This is a genomic window from Enterobacter sp. FUJ80071 (assembly GCF_038739915.1).
In the GTDB taxonomy this organism is placed as follows: domain Bacteria; phylum Pseudomonadota; class Gammaproteobacteria; order Enterobacterales; family Enterobacteriaceae; genus Enterobacter; species Enterobacter kobei.
Window position 1 is genome coordinate 1909342 of the sequence record NZ_JBBXKH010000001.1, and the last position, 15180, is coordinate 1924521.

General features: G+C 59.3%; 15 protein-coding genes. 7 read left to right on the top strand and 8 right to left on the bottom strand.

The features are described from left to right. Positions 1-45: 45 nt before the first annotated feature. Positions 46-1389, bottom strand: coding sequence for an NADP-specific glutamate dehydrogenase (gdhA, locus tag AAER43_RS09270; protein WP_014883455.1), 1344 nt, complete (start codon positions 1387-1389; stop codon positions 46-48). Between the two features lie 227 nt (positions 1390-1616). On the opposite strand from gdhA, the gene AAER43_RS09275 reads away from it, so the two are divergent. Further along, positions 1617-1889, top strand: coding sequence for a YnjH family protein (locus AAER43_RS09275; RefSeq protein ID WP_014883456.1), 273 nt, complete (start codon positions 1617-1619; stop codon positions 1887-1889). Here AAER43_RS09275 and AAER43_RS09280 read toward each other — a convergent pair. Continuing rightward, positions 1849-2265 (bottom strand): pyrimidine (deoxy)nucleoside triphosphate diphosphatase, encoded by a 417-nt coding sequence (locus AAER43_RS09280; RefSeq protein ID WP_014883457.1) that lies wholly within the window; start codon positions 2263-2265, stop codon positions 1849-1851. The genes AAER43_RS09275 and AAER43_RS09280 overlap by 41 nt on opposite strands. 75 nt (positions 2266-2340) lie before the next feature. Between AAER43_RS09280 and AAER43_RS09285 the strand changes: the two genes are divergently transcribed. Beyond that, positions 2341-2910: a carboxymuconolactone decarboxylase family protein gene (locus AAER43_RS09285; RefSeq protein ID WP_014883458.1), complete on the top strand. Its 570-nt coding sequence runs from the start codon at positions 2341-2343 to the stop codon at positions 2908-2910. Next, positions 2903-3520, top strand: a complete 618-nt coding sequence (locus AAER43_RS09290) for a CDP-alcohol phosphatidyltransferase family protein (protein ID WP_050862223.1) — start codon at positions 2903-2905, stop codon at positions 3518-3520. The genes AAER43_RS09285 and AAER43_RS09290 overlap by 8 nt, the downstream gene beginning before the upstream one ends. Here the strand turns inward: AAER43_RS09290 and AAER43_RS09295 are convergent. From AAER43_RS09295 to xthA, 6 genes are all read right to left on the bottom strand, one after another. After that, complete coding sequence (locus tag AAER43_RS09295) at positions 3517-4824, bottom strand: sulfurtransferase (RefSeq protein WP_045135048.1); 1308 nt, start codon at positions 4822-4824, stop codon at positions 3517-3519. The genes AAER43_RS09290 and AAER43_RS09295 overlap by 4 nt on opposite strands. Positions 4825-4897: 73 nt before the next feature. Then, positions 4898-5518, bottom strand: a complete 621-nt coding sequence (locus tag AAER43_RS09300) for an ATP-binding cassette domain-containing protein (protein WP_023332753.1) — start codon at positions 5516-5518, stop codon at positions 4898-4900. Beyond that, entirely contained in the window at positions 5518-7047 is a 1530-nt protein-coding gene (locus AAER43_RS09305; RefSeq protein ID WP_050862222.1) for a thiamine ABC transporter permease, read from the bottom strand. The genes AAER43_RS09300 and AAER43_RS09305 overlap by 1 nt, the downstream gene beginning before the upstream one ends. Next, positions 7020-8180 carry an ABC transporter substrate-binding protein gene (locus AAER43_RS09310; RefSeq protein ID WP_100246816.1) on the bottom strand — a complete coding sequence of 387 codons (1161 nt, stop codon included), beginning with the start codon at positions 8178-8180 and terminating at the stop codon, positions 7020-7022. The genes AAER43_RS09305 and AAER43_RS09310 overlap by 28 nt, the downstream gene beginning before the upstream one ends. Before the next feature lie 15 nt (positions 8181-8195). Continuing rightward, positions 8196-8879 carry a TVP38/TMEM64 family protein gene (locus tag AAER43_RS09315; RefSeq protein ID WP_050862220.1) on the bottom strand — a complete coding sequence of 228 codons (684 nt, stop codon included), beginning with the start codon at positions 8877-8879 and terminating at the stop codon, positions 8196-8198. A gap of 6 nt (positions 8880-8885) precedes the next feature. Then, positions 8886-9692 (bottom strand): exodeoxyribonuclease III, encoded by an 807-nt coding sequence (gene xthA / locus AAER43_RS09320; RefSeq protein WP_014883464.1) that lies wholly within the window; start codon positions 9690-9692, stop codon positions 8886-8888. A 433-nt stretch (positions 9693-10125) separates the two neighbouring features. Between xthA and AAER43_RS09325 the strand changes: the two genes are divergently transcribed. Genes AAER43_RS09325 through astB form a run of 4 tightly spaced genes read left to right on the top strand, consistent with a single transcriptional unit; the run spans position 10126 to position 15173 of the window. Then, a complete protein-coding gene (locus AAER43_RS09325; RefSeq protein WP_023332757.1) occupies positions 10126-11346 on the top strand; it encodes an aspartate aminotransferase family protein in 1221 nt (406 codons plus the stop codon). Further along, positions 11343-12377, top strand: a complete 1035-nt coding sequence (gene astA / locus AAER43_RS09330; protein ID WP_023332758.1) for an arginine N-succinyltransferase — start codon at positions 11343-11345, stop codon at positions 12375-12377. The genes AAER43_RS09325 and astA overlap by 4 nt, the downstream gene beginning before the upstream one ends. Beyond that, complete coding sequence (gene astD, locus AAER43_RS09335; RefSeq protein WP_050862219.1) at positions 12374-13861, top strand: succinylglutamate-semialdehyde dehydrogenase; 1488 nt, start codon at positions 12374-12376, stop codon at positions 13859-13861. Before astA ends, astD begins: the two co-directional genes overlap by 4 nt. Continuing rightward, positions 13848-15173 (top strand): N-succinylarginine dihydrolase, encoded by a 1326-nt coding sequence (gene astB, locus AAER43_RS09340; protein ID WP_050862218.1) that lies wholly within the window; start codon positions 13848-13850, stop codon positions 15171-15173. Before astD ends, astB begins: the two co-directional genes overlap by 14 nt. Positions 15174-15180 lie beyond the last annotated feature (7 nt).

Here is a 15180-nt window from a genome sequence, read left to right on the forward strand (position 1 = left end):
CGGCTACGCCTTACCGGGCCTACAGGGCGAGAACACAGTGAAAGCTTAAATCACACCCTGCCCAATCATCGCATCCGCCACCTTCACGAATCCGGCGATATTCGCTCCGCGCACGTAGTTAGTTTGCGACGCTTCACCGCCGTACTCCACGCAGGCGTGGTGAATATCCAGCATGATATGGTGCAAACGGGCATCCACTTTCTCCGCCTTCCAGCCAAGACGCGCGGCGTTTTGCGCCATCTCAAGGCCGGAGGTTGCCACGCCGCCCGCATTGGCGGCCTTGCCTGGGGCAAACAGCACGCCCGCTTCGAGGAACAGATCCGTCGCATCGATGGTGGTCGGCATATTCGCCCCTTCGGCCACCGCCTTCACGCCGTTGCCGATCAGCGTGCGCGCGGCGTCCACGTCCAGTTCGTTTTGCGTGGCGCACGGAAGGGCAATATCCACCGGAACACCCCACGGCTGCTTGCCTTCCAGATACGTCAACCCAAATTCCTGGGCATAGTCTGCGAGCCGCCCGTCGCGGCTGGCTTTAATTTCGCACAGGCGCGCCAGTTTTTCTGCCGTAAAGCCCGCTTCATCCACCACCGTGCCACGGGAGTCCGAGGCCGTCACCACGCGGGCGCCAAACTGCATCGCTTTTTCGATAGCGTATTGCGCCACGTTACCGGAGCCGGACACCGCCACGCGCATCCCTTCAAACCCTAACCCGTGACGTTTGAGCATCGCCTCGGTGAAGTAGACCAGACCATATCCGGTCGCCTCCGGGCGAATCAAACTCCCGCCAAACGACAATCCTTTGCCGGTAAAGACGCAGGCGCTGTTGTTGGAAAGCTTTTTCATCATCCCGGCCATAAAGCCCACTTCGCGGGCCCCCACGCCGATATCTCCCGCCGGTACGTCGGTGTCCGGACCAAGGTGGCGCCAGAGCTCGGTCATCAGCGCCTGACAGAAACGCATCACTTCACCTTCGCTTTTCCCCTTAGGATCGAAGTCACTCCCGCCTTTCCCGCCGCCCATCGGCAGGGTGGTGAGCGCGTTTTTAAACGTCTGCTCAAAGCCGAGGAATTTCAGGATCGACAGGTTCACGGAAGGGTGGAAACGCATGCCGCCCTTAAACGGGCCGATGGCGGAGTTAAATTGCACGCGCCAGGCGCGGTTGACCTGGACCTGATTGCGGTCATCCACCCAGGTCACGCGGAACTGGATCACCCGTTCTGGCTCAACCAGACGTTCCAGCAGCGACAGTTGACGATAACGCGGGTTTTCTTCAAGGAAAGGCCACAGGGTGGTCATCACTTCACGAACGGCCTGAGCGAACTCGCTCTGATGCGGGTCGCGCTGCTGAACATGGGCAAGAAAGCTTTCCAGAGAGCGTGTCTGATCCATAGATATAAGAACCCCTTATAGTCATTTATGTATATTGCTTATGCGATTTGTGTTGTTTTTTTGACTATACCACCCGTACTGCTTTGTGAAGCAAGCAGAAATGTAGGGTGAAAGGGAAATTAATGACCCGCGCTGCGTCATAACAAAAAGCGATGATGTGTGAAATTAAAGATTCTGCCCGATTAACCGTTATAGTCATTATCAGGACATAACAGGAAGACAAGTCTATGAATCGTTACGTGATGGCTGCATTTTCGTTGATGTTGACCGCTGGCGCGCAGGCTGACCGCATTCGCCCGGACGTGGAGGTGAATGTCCCGCCGGAGGTCTTTAGCTCCGGCGGCCAGCGTGCGCAACCCTGTAACCAGTGCTGTATCTATCAGGATCAAAATTATTCTGAAGGAGCAGTGGTAAAAGCGGACGGGGTTTTGCTGCAATGCCAGCGTGATGAACGCGCGATCAGCACGAACCCGCTGGTCTGGCGGCGCGTAAAAGAATAAACGCCTCCAGCAGCGGAATATCCGCCGGGGCCAGGTCGTAGCTCAACGCCTCTTCCGGCGTGCACCACGCCAGCGCGCTGTGGTAGTGTGCGGTTAACGCTCCGCTAAAGGCAGGAACATGCCAGGCGTGCAGGTTGATTAACCGCTGCGACACTTCGCGCTGGTGGCTTGCCACATACTGCACGGGCTGCGCCTCAATACCCAACTCTTCACGCAGCTCGCGGATTAGCGCCTGAGGCTGGGTTTCACCGGCCTCGACTTTTCCGCCAGCGAATTCCCACATTCCCGGTTGATCGGCGTGAGCAGGGCGCTGCGCCAGTAAAATTTTGTCGTCTTTTTCGATGATGGCCGCAACGACATCGACTGTTTTTAGCATGGTCGTCAATACTTGATAGCGAAAAACGACATATTATCGTGCCCTTTCAAAGAGTCCAGTCATCAGGAGAAACAGGTGAAAGAGTCGTCCACCTGGGTAGAACCCATCCCAACCCTTCCGGCGAGCGTAAAACCGATTGCCGCCATGCAGCGAAAACACTTTGGTGCAGTCCTGAATCCCACACGCTGGTGGGGGCGCATGCCGCGTCTGTTCTGGCTGGTCGCATTGTTTGTCGGTTTTCTGGAGCGAAGAAACGCGCGCCTGACGCCGCAACTCCGCTCGCTGCTGATGACGCGGGTATCGCAGCTGTGCCACTGTGCTTTTTGCATTGATGCTAACAGCCTGCGTCTGGCCGAGCGCAGCGGGGCGCTGGATAAAGTCCAGGCCGTGAGCGACTGGCCAGACTCTGACCTATTCAGTGAACAAGAGCGCGCGGCGCTGGCCTATGCTGAGGCGGTCACCGCCACGCCGCCCAGGGTGGATGAAGCAATCAAAACGGCGCTGAAACGCCACTTTACCGATGAGGTTATTACTGAAATGACGGCGCTCATCGCCTTTCAGAATCTCTCCGCCCGCTTTAACGCCGCGCTGGATATCCCGGCGCAGGGGCTGTGCGCCACGTTTAAAGGGAAGCCTGATGCTTGACCGTCACCTGCACCCACGGATAAAACCCGGGCTGAATCGTCTGGTCTCTGTGCTGGATAAGCCGGGCATCACGCCCGACGGACTTACCCTGGCGGGGTTTGCCATCGGCCTGCTGACGTTGCCATTTCTGGCCCTCGGCTGGTACCCGGCAGCACTGGTCGCCATCGTCCTGAACCGCCTGCTGGATGGTCTGGACGGTGCGCTGGCGCGCCGGAGAGGGCTCACGGATGCGGGAGGGTTTCTGGATATCGCGCTCGATTTCCTGTTCTATGCGCTGGTGCCGTTTGGCTTTGCGCTGGCGGCACCTGAGCAGAATACGCTGGCTGCCGCCTGGCTGCTGTTCGCATTTATTGGCACCGGGAGCAGCTTTCTGGCCTTTGCGGCACTGGCGGCGAAGCACAATATCGACAACCCCGGCTATGCGCACAAGTCGTTTTACTACATCGGCGGGTTAACGGAGGGGACGGAGACCATCGTGCTGTTCGTGCTCTGCTGCCTGTTTCCGGCCCATTTTGCCGTGTTCGCGTGGATATTTGGCGCGTTGTGCTGGCTGACCACCACAACGCGCATCTGGAGCGGTTATGTGACGCTAAAGTCACTCAAACCTTAACGCGTACTCTCGGGCCCGCGCTCACCGCGGGAGACCGGGTTCTGCGGGTGACTGCTCCACTCATACCAGCCGCCGTCATAGACGGCGACGTTCTTCCAGCCCATCGCCCGGGCGTACATAAAGGTTTCAGCCGCTCGCCAGCCGGTGCCGCAGTAAAAGGCGACGTGCTGCTCCGGCAGGATATCCCACGTTTTCCACATGGCGGTGATGTCGTCGGCGCTGCGCATGGTGCCGTCCGGGTTGTGGAAATCTTCCATGTGGGTGGCATCGCTTCCCGCGTGGCCCCAGCGGGCGCCGGCAATGTCACCTTTTGGTTTGATGTAGCTGTAGCCGCTGGTTTCGCCGATAAATTCTGGCCACGAACGAATACTGACGAGAGACGCATCCTGGCGGTGCAGCATACCGCGCGCCTGTTCCATATCCACCATCAGTTGCGGCTGACCAGGAATCGGTGCGCCAAAATCAGGGGCGGGTTTCACTTTCCCTGGCGTACCGCGTTCAACCGGCAGACCCGCATCTGACCACGCCTTCCAGCCGCCATCGAGTATGCGCACATCCTTCACGCCTGCATACAGCATAATCTGCGCCACGCGCGCGGCGGCGTAAACGTCACGACCATACAAAATGACGGTGGTATCGTGACGGATCCCGTGCTTCGCCAGCATCGCTTTCAGCTTTTCGTCGGAGACTTTATTCCACAGCGGCTCGCTTTCCACTTCGTTGGTGTCGATGTATCCCGCGCCGGGAATATGGTTCAGCAGATAAAACTTCGGCGCGCCCCAGGCCGCTTCTATGACTTTCCATTCACCCGCGGGCGCGGCTGTCACCGGTTTACCCTGCTGGAGCTGGTGGATCCACTGCGGATAGACCAGCTGTTCAAAGTGCGGCAGACGCTGCAGGCGGTCCGGGGTTTGCAGCGCATCGCTGAGCAGCGAGATAGCGTGATATCCGGCTTTCTCCAGGCGCGCTTTCACCGCCTGGTTGGCGCTATCGTCGCCGTACAGCGCGACAGGCGTCGCAGGCGAAAGCTGATGCTGTTTAGCCCAGCGCGCCAGCTGTTCGTCGCTCATTGCGTCAAGCCAGCTGGCCGCAAGGTTGAGCGCTGCGGGTTCATGCCCGGAAGGACCGCTGAGGGTCTGCGGCCAGCCGTTGTAGAACGCGCTGGCGCGAGTGTCGACAGGCGTACCGTGCTGCGCCTGAAGCTGGGACAGCGTGAGTGAATTGGCCATTTCAGCCGCCTGAGAGGAAAACGAAGCGAGGCCGCAGAGCAGGGCCAGCGCGGTCAGTTGAGAAACACGTTTCATCGAATAACCTGACGTCAGTAAAAGAGGGGGGCATTGTCGTCTCTCCCGAAACGGAAAACATTGCGTTAGCACATTATTGCCAGCGAGAAATCTCAATCACCTCGCCGGCGGGCGGAATATCGTCCTCATCATGGGTGACCAGCACCACCGGAATATTGCGCGCCCGGACGGTGTCAAACACCCAGGCCCGAAACGTCGTGCGTAACGCTTTATCGAGGCGACTGAAGGGCTCATCCAGCAGCAGTGCCTGCGGTTCAGCGAGCAGGGCGCGCAGCAGACTCACCCGGGCGCGCTCACCGCCGGAAAGGGTTGCCGGGTCGCTGGCGTAACGGTCGCCAAGCCCGGCGGAATTCAGCGCCAGTTCGACGGCTTCCCGACGTGCGCGTCCGGCGATCCGCTCAGGCAACGCCAGCAGCAAATTTTGCCCGACGCTGAACGCGTCAAACAGCAGCGCGTCCTGAAAGAGAATGCCCAGCCCGCGAGATTCGACGGGAAGGCCGTCGCAGCGACGCTCATCGAGCCACAGCTCGCCCCGTGCCTGAAAATCATCTGACAGCGCGCCGACCATCCAGGAAAAAAGGGTCGATTTTCCGCTGCCGGAGGGGCCCATCAGGGTGACGATCTCCCCGCGGGGAACGCAAAAATTGACCTCGCGGAAAAGCGGTTCGATGGTGAGATCCTTTACCTTCAACATTAACGTAATCCCTGACGATAGCGGCCCGCAAGCCGGGAGAAGAGTGAGGCCAGACCGAACACCGTGCCCGTGACCAGCAGTAAACCCAGCGCCCGGTTAGCGAGAACCGGGATGCTGCCCCCGCTGCTGAGCGCGACGGTCTCGGTGGTCAGCGTGGCGAAACGACCTGCGCCCAGCCACAGCGTCGGCATATATTGCGCCATGCTGACTGAAAAACCGGTGGCAAAGGCCAGCAGCGCAGGGCGCACCAGCAGAGGGCATTTCAGCAGGCAGAAGATTTTTGCCCGCCGCCAGCCGAGCGTCCTGGCGGTAAGAATAAGCCGGGGATCGAGCCTTTGCCAGGCCGGTTGCAGCACCAGCAGCATCCAGGGGAGTACCCAGAGCAGATGGCTCCAGAGCACGGCGGCATAGTGGCCGTCGAGGCCCAGATGTAACGCAATGGCATATTGCCCCGTGACCAGCGGTAGCGCCGGGAGCGCGAGCGGTAACCACACCCACGGAGCGCCTCGCTGCGGCCCCCATTCCAGCCAGAGAAAAATGACGATCAGGGCGACAAGGCTCGACAGCAGACCGAAAGAAAGGCTGGTACTCACCGGGCCAACATCGTCCCGTTGGGCCAGCATCGACAGCACCGCGGCGCAAAGTATCCCGCACGCGGGCAGAAAGCCGCTGAATACACGCTCTGGCAGGGCGAGATGAGACATGTGGCGTGCGCCCGTCGGATTTGCAAACGTGCGACGCCACACCTTCCACAGCCCGTAGCCCAGCGCAGCAAGCGCGGCCAGCAGCAGAAGGAGAAGCAGGCACAGCAGCGTCCCTTTTGCCTGCTGCTGTACGTCGCCCTGGCTCAGCCACTGCCAGGCCAGCACGGCCAGCGTCGGCGGGTTACCGGGCCCGAGAACGATCGCCACGTCCACGACGGACAGCGACCACGCCAGCACCGCCAGCATCACCGCGCCGAGTACCGGCGCGATCGCCGGAAGGAGCAGCCAGTTAAGCGTCTGAAAACGCCCGTAGCCGAAGGTCTGCAGGACAATCTTCTGCGGTGCGAGCCGTTTTTCCGGCAGCACGGCGTAAATCGCCCACAGTACAAACGCGCTCTCTTTGACCGCGAGCGTCAGACCCAGCCCGATGCCGTAGCGGTCATACGGAGGTGAACAGACGGTGCAGACCTGATAAAACAGACCGCCTTCGGCAAACAGCAGCAACGCGCTGGAGGCGAAAGCCACATGGGGCACGGCCAGCAGCCACGGCAGGCGCGTACTGAGACGCCGCCAGCGTTTGCCGGGCCAGAAAAGGGCCACGAGAGAAAGGGCGATAAACAACGCCCCCAGCGTGGCGATAAGCGTTGAAACCAGGGTGGCGATGGCTGCCTGAGGCAATTGTGGGTCGTTCAGCAGCCGCTGCCAGTTAACGACAGAAAATGCCGGAGCAAGCAGCATGGCACCGGCGGGCAGGAGCGGCAGATAAATAATCGCCATCGCCAGCCAGACAAGCCAGCTTAACGGGTGCCGTAACGACGCAGCCATTCCTGCTCCAGCGCGTTAACCCAGGCGGACTGCGGCTCTGCCAGTACCTTCGGCAGCCCCTGCGGCGTATGAGCCAGCAGCTGTTTTGCTTCATCTTCGGGCAGCGTTTTCACATCCAGCACGCTCGGGTCACCCCAGATGGCCGGGTCGGCCTTGCGGATTTGCGCCCGCGGTGACAGCAGGAAGTTGGCGACGACTTTTGCGCCAGCGCTTGCGCTGGCATTGGCCGGAATCGCCACAAAATGGACGTTGCCGAGCATCCCGTTTCTAAAACCAAAGCTGTAGCTGTCGGCAGGCAGTTCGCCGCTCGCCACTTTCTGCTGCCCATGCGCCGGGTTAAAGGTCAGCGACAGATTCAGGCTCCCGCTGGCAAGCAGGGTATCCATCCGGGCGGGCGAGGGAGGGAAGTCTTTCCCTTCACGCCACAGCAGCGGGTGCAGTTTATCGAGATACGCCCAGAGCGGGGCGGTCACCAGGGCAAAGGTGTCATCGGGTGCTTTTTGCAACGCATCCGGATGAGCCGTGAGCGTCATCAGCAGCTGCTCAAGGAACGCGGTACCGGTAAAATCGGGCGGGCGGGGATAGCTGAGCTTGCCGGGGTTCTGCCTTGCGTAATCCAGCAACGCCTGCGGATCTTCTGGCGGCGTCGGCATGCTGGTTTTGCGGGCGATAAAGGTCAGCTGCGCGCCGCCCCACGGCGATTCCGCACCGTCTGTGGGAATGGCGAAATCTTCGGTGACAGGTTTGCGGGTATCGACATAGCGCCAGTTGGGCAACCTCTGCGCCCACCCGGTTTGCAGGAGATTAGCCTCTTTTAGCGTGCGGAAGTTTTCGCCGTTGACCCACAGCAGGTCGACCGAGCCATTCGTTTTGCGTCCCGCGGCGTCTTCGGTCTGGATCCGTTTTACCGCATCGGCAGCGTCGGCCAGCGGGACGATTTTAAGGGTAATGGCGTAGTGCGTTTGCATCTCGCCGCTCACCCACTCAAGGTAGCGGTTGACCGCCGGATCGCCTCCCCAGGCGTTAAACCAGACAGTCTGCCCGTTGGCTTGTTGCTGGATACTTTGCCAGCTGTCGGCGGCAGACAGGGGGGCGGCCAGCAGCAGGCCTGTCAGAAACGTGCAAAAACGCACACGGCGCATAATGCCTCACTTTTTGAACGAAGAGGTGTAACGGGAATACAGCCAGCGGGTAGCCAGCGGCAATAACCCCAATAGTGTAAAGGCGAAGACCATACCCGGCGATACAATATCGTGCAGCGATGTCACTTTTCCCAGCTCGCGCCCGGCGTTGAGGAAGACAACCGTGGCGGGCAGCATGGCGACCTGGCTAACCCACCAGTATCGCCTCACCGTGATGCGGGTCACCCCCATCAGCAAATTCACCACAAAAAACGGGAACAGCGGCATCAGGCGCAGGGCAAAAAGATAGGCCGTACCCTCGCGTGCCATACCGGTATTCACCTTATTCATCTGTCGGGCAAAGCGCTGCTGAACCCAGTCGCGAAGGAGATAACGGCTGGCAAGCATGGCCAGCGTAGCCCCGAGCGTAGAGGCAAACGAGACCAGCACGGTGCCTTCCCACAGCGAAAACAGTGCCCCGCCCAGCAGGGTCAGGATCGCCGCGCCGGGAAGCGACAGGGCGGAGACCGCTACGTAGAGTGCAAAAAAGATCATAGCGCTCTGCAGCGGCGCGCGGTCGACATGGGAAAGTAACGTCTGCTGGTGAGTTTTAATCCCTTCCAGAGAGAGCGTGCCCGGTGGCAACATGACAAACGTCAGAATAAATGCGCCCAGAAGGGCGCACAGGAAGAGTAGTTTTCGACTGTTCACGCGCGATCAGAGCTTGAATTTAGCCCACACCGGCGCATGGTCCGATGGCTTTTCCATGCTGCGGATATCGTAGTCGATCCCGGTTTCGATGCAGCGCTCAGCCAGCGGCGAGCTGGCCAGCAGCAGGTCGATACGCAGGCCACGGTTGTCGTCAAAGCCTTTTGAGCGGTAGTCAAACCACGAGAAGCGATCCTGGGTTTCAGGGTTCGCATGGCGGAAGGTATCCACCAGGCCCCAGCCCAGCAGGCGTTCCATCCACTCGCGCTCTTCCGGCAGGAAGGAACATTTGCCGGTACGTAGCCAGCGCTTGCGGTTCTCTTCGCCTATGCCGATATCCCGATCCGTCGGGCTGATATTCATGTCGCCCATGATCAGCACCGGATTCTCTTTTTTCAGTTCGGTTGTCAGGTAGTTCTGCAGATCCTGATAAAACTTCGCTTTGGCGGGGAATTTTGTCTCGTGGTCACGGCTCTCACCCTGTGGGAAATAGCCGTTAATGACCGTGATATTGCCAAGTGCAGAGGGCACTTCCGCCATGATGATACGGCGCTGCGCTTCTTCATTGTCCCCGGGGAAGCCGCGACGCACGGAAACCGGGGTTTCTTTGGTGAGCAGCGCGACGCCATAGTGACCTTTCTGACCGTGGTAGAAGACGTTGTAACCCAGTTTCGCGACTTCTTCGAGGGGGAACATGTCGTCGTGAACCTTGGTCTCCTGCAGGCCGATAACATCGGGCTGATGTTGCTCAACAATGGCTTCCAGTTGATGAGGACGGGCGCGCAGGCCGTTGATATTAAAAGAGACAAATTTCATAGTCGCTGCCAGTGCAAGGTGAATAGTGCATGGATGGTAGCAGAATTTGCATCAACTGTTACCGGGTTCGACCAATAACTGCGACAGATAATGCCGGTGGTGCAATATTTGCACCATCCTGACGCGTTTTGCCCCCGGACAGGGCGTAAATGGCCGGGAAATTTCGCGAGCGATCACAATTCCAGAATTATATTTGGCCTTTGCATACTCTTTCTTATTTTCATGCGGCAAAGCGCCGCTTATCGTAAAAATATTCACTTTTTATGCAGTAACAGTGAATAACTCCATATCATAACTCATTGATATTCTGTTACCTCAACCCGTTTATGCATTTTTATCGCTGGCTGGCACGAAGGCTGCAATCTACATTCACAGTGCAAACACTCAATTATTTAACATTCAAATAACCTTTTATTTACCGGATGAGGTCGCTATGTCTCTGTCAATTACGCGTGAAAATTTCGATGAATGGATGATGCCGGTATACGCGCCGGCGGCGTTTATTCCGGTTCGCGGGGAAGGCTCACGCCTGTGGGATCAGCAGGGGAAAGAGTACATCGACTTTGCCGGGGGGATTGCGGTGAATGCGCTGGGTCATGCGCATCCGGCGCTGCGTCAGGCGCTGAACGATCAGGCCGCGAAGTTCTGGCATACCGGTAACGGTTTTACCAACGAGCCTGCGCTTCGTCTGGCGAAAAAGCTCATTGACGCGACGTTTGCCGAAAAAGTCTTTTTCTGTAACTCCGGGGCGGAAGCCAACGAAGCGGCGCTGAAGCTGGCACGTAAATATGCCCACGACAAGTTCGGTACCCACAAGAGCGGGATTGTGGCATTTAAAAATGCCTTCCACGGACGCACGCTGTTTACCGTGAGCGCGGGCGGTCAGCCCTCTTATTCGCAGGATTTCGCACCGCTGCCGCCGGATATTCGCCACGGCATCTATAACGATCTGCAGTCTGCCAGCGAGCTGATTAACGACACCACCTGCGCGGTGATCGTCGAACCGATGCAGGGCGAGGGCGGCGTGCTTCCGGCGCAAAAAGCATTCCTTCAGGGGCTGCGCGAATTGTGCGATCGCCATAATGCGCTGCTGATTTTCGACGAAGTACAGACCGGCGTCGGCCGCACCGGCGAGCTGTATGCGTATATGCACTACGGCGTGACGCCGGATATTCTCTCAACCGCCAAAGCGCTGGGCGGCGGCTTCCCGATTGGGGCCACGTTGACGACCGATAAATTCGCCAGCGTGATGACCGTGGGCACCCATGGCACCACCTACGGCGGCAACCCGCTGGCGACCGCTGTGGCCGGACAGGTTCTCGACATCATTAACACCCCTGAGGTGCTGAAGGGCGTTAAGCAGCGTCACGACTGGTTTGTTGAACGCCTGAACGCCATCAATGGCAAGACCGGACTGTTCAAGGAAATTCGCGGCCTGGGGCTGTTAATTGGCTGCGAGCTCACCCCAGAGTTTGCCGGAAAAGCTAAACTTATTTCACAGGAAGCGGCAAAAATGGGCGTGATGGTGCTGATTGCCGGTGCCAACGTGGTGCGTTTTGCTCCCGCGCTGATTGTCAGCGAGGAAGAGGTGCAAACCGGTCTGGATCGATTTGCACTGGCGTGTGAAAAAGTGAAGTCCGGGGTGTCATCATGATGGTCATCCGTCCCGTTGAGCGCGGCGATATCGCCGGGCTCATGCAGCTTGCCGGTAAGACGGGAGGCGGGCTGACCTCGCTTCCTGCCGATGAAAAAACGCTGTCGGCGCGCATTGAGCGCGCCCTGCAAACCTGGCAGGGGACGTTGCCAAAAAGCGAACAGGGCTATGTGTTCGTGCTGGAAGATACCGAGACGGGGACGGTGGCCGGGATCTGCGCCATTGAAGTGGCCGTCGGTCTTAACGACCCGTGGTATAACTACCGCGTCGGCACCATGGTTCACGCGTCGAAAGAGCTGAACGTCTATAACGCGCTGCCGACGCTGTTTCTCTGTAATGACCACACGGGTGCCAGCGAACTCTGCACGCTGTTCCTCGACCCGGCGTGGCGCAAAGAGGGCAACGGTTATCTGCTCTCCAAATCGCGCTTTATGTTTATGGCTGCCTTCCGCGATCGCTTTAACGAAAAGGTGGTCGCCGAGATGCGCGGCGTGATCGATGACACCGGCTACTCGCCGTTCTGGGAGAGCCTGGGCGAGCGCTTCTTCTCTATGGAGTTCAGCCGTGCAGACTATCTCTGCGGCACAGGCCAGAAAGCCTTTATTGCCGAGCTGATGCCGAAGCATCCTATCTATACCCATTTCCTTAGCCCGGAAGCGCAGGCGGTGATCGGCGAAGTGCATCCGCAAACCGCGCCAGCTCGCGCAGTGCTGGAGAAAGAGGGCTTCCGCTACCGTAACTATGTCGACATCTTTGACGGCGGACCGACGCTTGAGTGCGATATCGACCGCGTTCGCGCGATCCGTAAAAGCCGCCTGGTAGAGGTCTCTGAAGGTCAGCCCGCGCCAGGCGACTGGCCGGCATGTCTGGTGGCGAACGAAAATTACACCCACTTCCGCGCCATGCTGGTGCGGACTAACCCGAAATGTGAACGTCTGGTGCTGACGGCTGCAGAACTGGATGCCCTGAAATGTAACGCCGGCGATACGGTTCGTCTGGTGCGTCTCTGCCCTGAGGAGAAAACAGCATGACATTATGGATTAACGGTGACTGGGTAACGGGCGAAGGCGAGCTGCGCGTAAAGACCAATCCGGTAGGTAATGAGGTGCTCTGGAAGGGAAATGACGCCAGCCCCAGCCAGGTGGAACAAGCCTGTCATGCCGCGCGTCGTGCGTTTCCGGCGTGGGCCAAACAGCCTTTCGCCACGCGCCAGACCATTGTTGAAACGTTTGCCGGGCTGCTGGAGGCGAATAAAGCTGAGCTCACGCGCATTATTGCTTCCGAAACCAGTAAGCCACGCTGGGAAGCAGCAACGGAAGTGACGGCGATGATCAACAAAATCGCCATTTCGGTGAAGGCATACCATACCCGCACCGGCGAGCAACACACCGAGATGCCGGACGGCGCGGCGACGCTGCGCCATCGTCCGCACGGCGTGCTGGCGGTATTTGGTCCGTACAACTTCCCGGGACATCTGCCGAACGGCCACATTGTTCCCGCACTACTGGCGGGCAATACCGTTATTTTCAAGCCGAGCGAGTTAACCCCCTTAACCGGCGAGGCGGTGGTGAAGCTGTGGGAACAGGCCGGGTTGCCGCCGGGCGTGCTGAACCTGGTGCAGGGCGGTCGCGAAACCGGTCAGGCGCTCAGTGCGCTGAGCGATATTGACGGCCTGCTGTTCACCGGCAGCGCCGGAACGGGCTATCAGCTGCATCGCCAGCTGGCGGGACAGCCGGAAAAAATTCTGGCGCTGGAGATGGGGGGCAACAACCCGCTGATTGTTGAAGACCCCGATGATATTGACGCCGCGGTGCACCTGACGATCCAGTCCGCCTTTATCACCGCCGGACAGCGTTGCACCTGTGCCCGCCGCCTGCTGGTGAAACGAGGCGCACAAGGGGATGCCTTCCTGAAACGCCTGGTCGACGTGAGCGCACGTCTGGTCCCCGCCGCGTGGGATGCCGATCCGCAGCCGTTTATGGGGGGACTGATTTCCGAACAGGCCGCGCTGAATGTGCTTAACGCCTGGCAAAACCACGTTGCGCGCGGCGCGAAAACCCTGCTGGAACCCAGGCAGGTACAGCCGGGAACCTCGCTGCTGATGCCGGGTATTGTTGAGATGAGCGGCGCGAGCAACGTGCCGGATGAAGAGGTCTTTGGCCCGCTGCTGTGCGTCTGGCGTTACGACGATTTTGATGCGGCGATTGCGATGGCAAACAACACCCGCTATGGCCTGTCGAGCGGACTCATTTCGCCGCATCGCGAGAAGTTTGATCAACTGCTGCTGGAAGCGCGCGCCGGGATTGTGAACTGGAATAAACCGCTGACCGGTGCGGCGAGCACCGCGCCATTCGGCGGCGTGGGTGCGTCGGGTAACCATCGCGCCAGCGCGTGGTATGCCGCGGATTACTGTGCATGGCCGATGGCGAGCCTGGAAACCCCGGCGCTGACGCTGCCGGAGACGCTCAGTCCGGGGCTGGATTTTAGCGAAGGGGATCGTCATGAAAGCGCGTGAAGTCAACTTTGACGGGCTGGTGGGGCTGACCCACCACTATGCCGGTCTCTCCTTTGGTAATGAAGCCTCGACGAAGCATCAGTTTCAGGTCTCCAACCCGAAACTGGCGGCGAAGCAGGGCCTGCAGAAAATGAAAGCGCTGGCAGATGCCGGGTTTCCGCAGGCGGTGATCCCGCCGCAGGAACGGCCGAACGTGGCGGTGCTGCGCCAGCTCGGCTTTACCGGGAGTGATGAGCAGGTGGTCGAAAAAGCGGGCACGCAAACGCCGCATCTGCTCTCGGCGGCGAGCTCCGCCTCCTCTATGTGGGTGGCGAACGCGGCGACCGTCGCACCGTCAGCCGATACGCTGGATGGCAAAGTCCATCTGACGGTGGCTAACCTGAACAACAAATTCCACCGCGCCACCGAAGCGGAAACCACCGAGCGCGTGCTGCGCGCTATTTTCAACCATGACGCCCATTTTGAGGTGCATCAGGCTCTGCCGCAGGTGGCGATGTTCGGCGACGAAGGCGCGGCCAACCATAACCGTCTCGGAGGCGACTATGGCGAGCCTGGCGTACAGGTGTTTATCTACGGGCGCGAGGAGGGCGGTCATTCTGCCCCCGTTCGCTATCCTGCCCGCCAGACGCTGGCCGCCAGCCAGGCGGTCGCTCGCCTGAACCAGGTCAATCCTTCACAGGTGATTTTTGCCCAGCAGAACCCGCAGGTGATTGACCAGGGCGTGTTCCATAACGACGTGATTGCCGTTTCCAACCGTCAGGTGCTGTTCTGCCATGAGCAGGCGTTTGCGCATCAGGAGAAGCTGCTCGCGACACTGCGCGAACGCGTACCCGGCTTTATGCCCATTCAGGTGCCCACGCAGGCCGTCAGCGTGCAGGACGCGGTTGAAACGTATCTGTTCAACAGCCAGCTGCTGAGCCGCGATGACGGCAGCATGATGCTGGTGCTACCACAGGAGTCACAGGATCATAAAGGCGTCTGGCAATACCTGACGCAACTGATTAAGGCCGATAACCCCATTGACGAACTGCGCGTGTTTGATCTGCGTGAAAGCATGGCTAACGGCGGCGGTCCTGCCTGCCTGCGTCTGCGCGTGGTATTAACGCCGAATGAAATGCAGGCCGTTAACCCGGCAGTCATGATGAACGAAGCGCTGTTTACCACCCTTAATGACTGGGTGGATCGCTACTATCGCGACCGGTTAACGCAGGCGGATCTGATTGACCCGCAGCTTCTGCGTGAAGGGCGCGAGGCGCTGGACGCGTTGACATCAATCCTGCAACTGGGATCGGTTTATCCGTTCCAGCGCTAAAGGAGTG

Excerpts from the sequence above, each read along its gene's own strand:
- gdhA (WP_014883455.1), bottom strand. The coding sequence starts at position 1,389 with ATGGATCAGACACGCTCTCTGGAAAGCTTTCTTGCCCATGTTCAGCAG.
- AAER43_RS09275 (WP_014883456.1), top strand. The coding sequence starts at position 1,617 with ATGAATCGTTACGTGATGGCTGCATTTTCGTTGATGTTGACCGCTGGC.
- AAER43_RS09280 (WP_014883457.1), bottom strand. The coding sequence starts at position 2,265 with ATGCTAAAAACAGTCGATGTCGTTGCGGCCATCATCGAAAAAGACGAC.
- AAER43_RS09290 (WP_050862223.1), top strand. The coding sequence starts at position 2,903 with ATGCTTGACCGTCACCTGCACCCACGGATAAAACCCGGGCTGAATCGT.
- AAER43_RS09295 (WP_045135048.1), bottom strand. The coding sequence starts at position 4,824 with ATGAAACGTGTTTCTCAACTGACCGCGCTGGCCCTGCTCTGCGGCCTC.
- AAER43_RS09300 (WP_023332753.1), bottom strand. The coding sequence starts at position 5,518 with ATGTTGAAGGTAAAGGATCTCACCATCGAACCGCTTTTCCGCGAGGTC.
- AAER43_RS09305 (WP_050862222.1), bottom strand. The coding sequence starts at position 7,047 with ATGGCTGCGTCGTTACGGCACCCGTTAAGCTGGCTTGTCTGGCTGGCG.
- xthA (WP_014883464.1), bottom strand. The coding sequence starts at position 9,692 with ATGAAATTTGTCTCTTTTAATATCAACGGCCTGCGCGCCCGTCCTCAT.
- AAER43_RS09325 (WP_023332757.1), top strand. The coding sequence starts at position 10,126 with ATGTCTCTGTCAATTACGCGTGAAAATTTCGATGAATGGATGATGCCG.
- astA (WP_023332758.1), top strand. The coding sequence starts at position 11,343 with ATGATGGTCATCCGTCCCGTTGAGCGCGGCGATATCGCCGGGCTCATG.
- astD (WP_050862219.1), top strand. The coding sequence starts at position 12,374 with ATGACATTATGGATTAACGGTGACTGGGTAACGGGCGAAGGCGAGCTG.
- astB (WP_050862218.1), top strand. The coding sequence starts at position 13,848 with ATGAAAGCGCGTGAAGTCAACTTTGACGGGCTGGTGGGGCTGACCCAC.